Origin of the sequence: Pseudomonas sp. BAY1663, assembly GCF_000582595.1 — a bacterium.
Taxonomy (GTDB): domain Bacteria; phylum Pseudomonadota; class Gammaproteobacteria; order Pseudomonadales; family Pseudomonadaceae; genus Stutzerimonas; species Stutzerimonas stutzeri_AF.
In genome coordinates, this window is the sequence record NZ_AZSV01000163.1 from 1 (window position 1) to 3,312 (window position 3,312).

The 3,312-nt window shown below is 65.6% G+C and carries 2 protein-coding genes and 1 pseudogene; 2 read left to right on the forward strand and 1 reads right to left on the reverse strand.

Annotation, left to right across the window (positions count from 1 at the left end; all coding sequences use genetic code 11):
- Nucleotides 1-410 precede the first annotated feature (410 nt).
- Entirely contained in the window at nucleotides 411-635 is a 225-nt protein-coding gene (locus BAY1663_RS22295) for a DUF3203 family protein (RefSeq protein ID WP_037045216.1), read from the reverse strand.
- A gap of 226 nt (nucleotides 636-861) precedes the next feature.
- On the opposite strand from BAY1663_RS22295, the gene BAY1663_RS22300 reads away from it, so the two are divergent.
- Both BAY1663_RS22300 and BAY1663_RS22305 read left to right on the forward strand, forming a co-directional pair.
- A complete protein-coding gene (locus BAY1663_RS22300) occupies nucleotides 862-2,883 on the forward strand; it encodes a TonB-dependent receptor (RefSeq protein WP_037045217.1) in 2,022 nt (673 codons plus the stop codon).
- Nucleotides 2,884-3,154: 271 nt separating this feature from the next.
- Nucleotides 3,155-3,312 (forward strand): annotated as a pseudogene (locus BAY1663_RS22305) (sodium:proline symporter); the annotation flags it as partial.

Below are 3,312 nucleotides of genomic sequence, written 5' to 3' on the forward strand. Positions count from 1 at the left end.
AGCTCATCGGCCTGGGGCTGTACGAGATCATCCGGGCTTCATCCTCGCCAGCCTGGCCATCGTGGTGGTGAGCAAGCTGGGCGCCGAGCCGGCAGCGAGCATCGTCAAGCGCTTCGAAGAGGCCGACGCCGATTACCACGCCGGCTGAGCCCCCGGCCTCGTGGGCATGAAGGGGGACTCCCCTTTATGCACCCTCGTAGGAGCCCACTTGCGGGCGAACCGCAGCGGTGATCGCCGGCAAGGACTCGGCGTCCCCCCAGGCTCCTACGATCGAGCGCGGCTTCAGACGCCGTCCCATGCTGAGTTGAGGCACCCTATGGCGGCGACTCTCGCGCCAGCTGCTTCACGCGAAACCCCGGTCGATCCGGGGTTTTTGCTTTCCATGCCCGCGCTTTCCCGGAGGCAGGGCGTCACTCATCGGCAATCAGGTTGGTGCGGTCGTCCACCGCGCCGGCGGCGATCAGATGCTCGGCCTCGTCTTCCGGGACATGAACGCTGGTGCCATCGATGTGCAACACCGACATGCGCGCCTGCGGATCGGTACTGATGCGTACATCCCCGAGCGCACTGTGGTGCGTGGTGCCGTCGATGACGACGCTGCAGGTGCCGGTGGTGGTATCGATCTGAACGTTCATGGTGTGCCTCCTGGGACGGCCGAAAAGCCGCGTCGTTTCATGCGATCTCTTCATTCCGACCATGGGCGCGGGCATTGGGTTGTGTGCTGGGGGGAAAAATGAACTTAATTGTTATGATATAACATGATAGATTCCTGCCCCGAGAACCCGAACCTCGGCCAGAGGCTCGGCATAGAGCCATCCTTCGGTTGCCTCGGAAGGCAGCCACCACAGCCTGGAGAGTCACATGAAACTGAAGCGTCACCCCCTGGCCTGGGCGATCAGCCTGGCCCTGGTCCCGGCCGCCTGGGCCGCCGATCCGGTCGAACTCGAACCGGTGGTGGTCAGCGCCAGCGGCCTGGCCAAGCAGAGCAACGAGATGACCACGCCGGTGGCGGTCATGGAGAACGACGAACTGGTGCTGCGCCGCGAGGCGACCCTGGGCGAGACCCTGGAAAGCCTGCCCGGCGTGCGCTCCAGCAGTTTCGGTGCGGGGGCGGCGCGGCCGGTCATCCGCGGCCTGGACGGTGCGCGGGTCAAGGTGCTGAGCGACGGTGTGGAATTGCTCGATGCGTCCACCATCAGCCCCGACCATGCGGTCACCAGCGAGCCACTGCTGGCCGAGCGCATCGAGGTGCTCAAGGGCCCGGCGACGCTGCTATACGGCGGCGGCGCCATCGGCGGCGTGGTCAACGTGATCGACAAGAAGATTCCCACCTACGTCCCGGAAAAGGGCTACGAGGGTGAGCTGGAGCTGCGTGCCAACAGCGTGGCCAACGAAAGTGCCGGCGTGTTCGGTATCACCGCCGGTAGCGGCAACTTCGCCGTGCGCGCCGAGGGCACCAAGCGCCAGGCCGACGAGTACGAGATACCGGGTTCGCCGGACAAGCAGGCCGGTTCCTACAACGACACCGACAGCTTCACCCTGGGTGCCAGCTTCATCGGCGAACGCGGCTACATCGGCATGGCCTATGGCGAGCAGAACAACCGCTACGGGCTGCTGGCCCATGAGCACGCCGATTGCCACACCCATGGCAGCGACTGGCATTGCGGTGGCCACGACGACGATGATGACGACCACGATCATGCTCACGACGAGCACGGCAGCGTTCCTTACATCGACATGCGCCAGAAGCGCTGGGACTTGCGTGGCGAACTGAGTGATCCGCTACCGGGCTTCGAACTGGCGCGTCTGCGCGTCGGCCACAGCGACTACCGGCACGAAGAGATCGAGGGCGGCGAAGTCGGCACCCGCTTCGACAACGACGCCACCGATGCACGCCTGGAGCTGACCCATCGGCCGCTGCTCGGCTGGCGCGGCGTACTCGGCGCGCAGACCCTGCGCCGCGACTTCGAGGCCCTTGGCGAGGAGGCCTACGTGCCGCCCACGCTGACGCGCAACCACGGGCTTTTCCTGCTCGAGGAATACACTGCCGGCGCCTGGCGCTACGAGCTCGGCTTGCGCCACGAATGGCAGGACATCGATGCCGATGGCCGTCCGGACACCGATCACAGCGGCACCTCGGTCTCCGCCGGCGCGGTCTGGACCTTCGCTCCGCAGTACTCGCTGGGCTTCTCGCTGACCCGCTCGCAGCGCCTGCCCAGTGCCGAGGAACTGTATGCCAATGGCCCGCACGCGGCGACCCGCACCGTCGAGCTGGGCAATGTCGATCTCGAAGAGGAAACCTCGCACAACGCCGAGTTCACCCTGCGTAAGTTCGCCGGGCGCACCACCTTCAGCCTCAGTGTCTTCCGCAACGAGGTGAACGACTTCATCTATGCCGCCGACAGCGGCCACGACATCGGCGGCGGCTATCGCGAAATCGAATACCGCCAGCAGGATGCCGTGCTCACCGGTGCCGAAGGGGAGGTGCGCTTCCAGGCCACCGACGCCACCGCCTTCACCCTGTTTGGCGACCATGTGCGCGGCAAACTGCGCGATGGTGGCGGCGACCTGCCGCGTATTCCGGCCGACCGCCTCGGCGTGCGCCTGGACCAGAGCTTCACCCCGGCGCTAAACGGCCAGCTGGAGTTCTATCGCGTGCAGCGCCAGGACGAGCTGGCCGACTACGAGACCGAGACCGGCGGCTACAACATGCTCGGCGCCAGCCTGGGCTACAGCGGTGCGTTGAACCAGACCGACTACCTGCTCTACCTCAAGGCCAACAACCTGCTGGACGAGAAGGCCCGTCAGCACACCTCCTTCATCAAGGACGAAGTGCTGCTGCCCGGGCGCAACCTGACCGTGGGCGTACGCCTGGCGTTCTGATCGCGCAGCGGTCGCGTAAAAAGGGCTGGCACGGGTTGCCGGCCCTTTTTCGTCAGGTGCGGCGACGTGGACGGGGCTGGAGAACCTGACGGTCACGCGCACGCAAGTGAGTGACGCGCTATCCTTGCGGCCCTCGACTGTTTCGCTGCCGGTGTCGTGCGACTTCGGTTGCTGCCGATCCGGGTGGCGGAGCGTCAGGACACACAAGGAAAACAAGTCCCATGAACGTCAGCACCCCACTCTGATCACCTTCGTGGTCTACATCGCGGCGATGATCCTGATCGGTTTCATCGCCTACCGCGCCACCAAGAACTTCTCCGACTACATCCTTGGCGGGCGCAGCCTCGGCAGCTTCGTCACCGCACTGTCGGCCGGCGCCTCGGACATGAGCGGCTGGCTGCTGATGGGCCTGCCCGGGGCGGTGTTCGT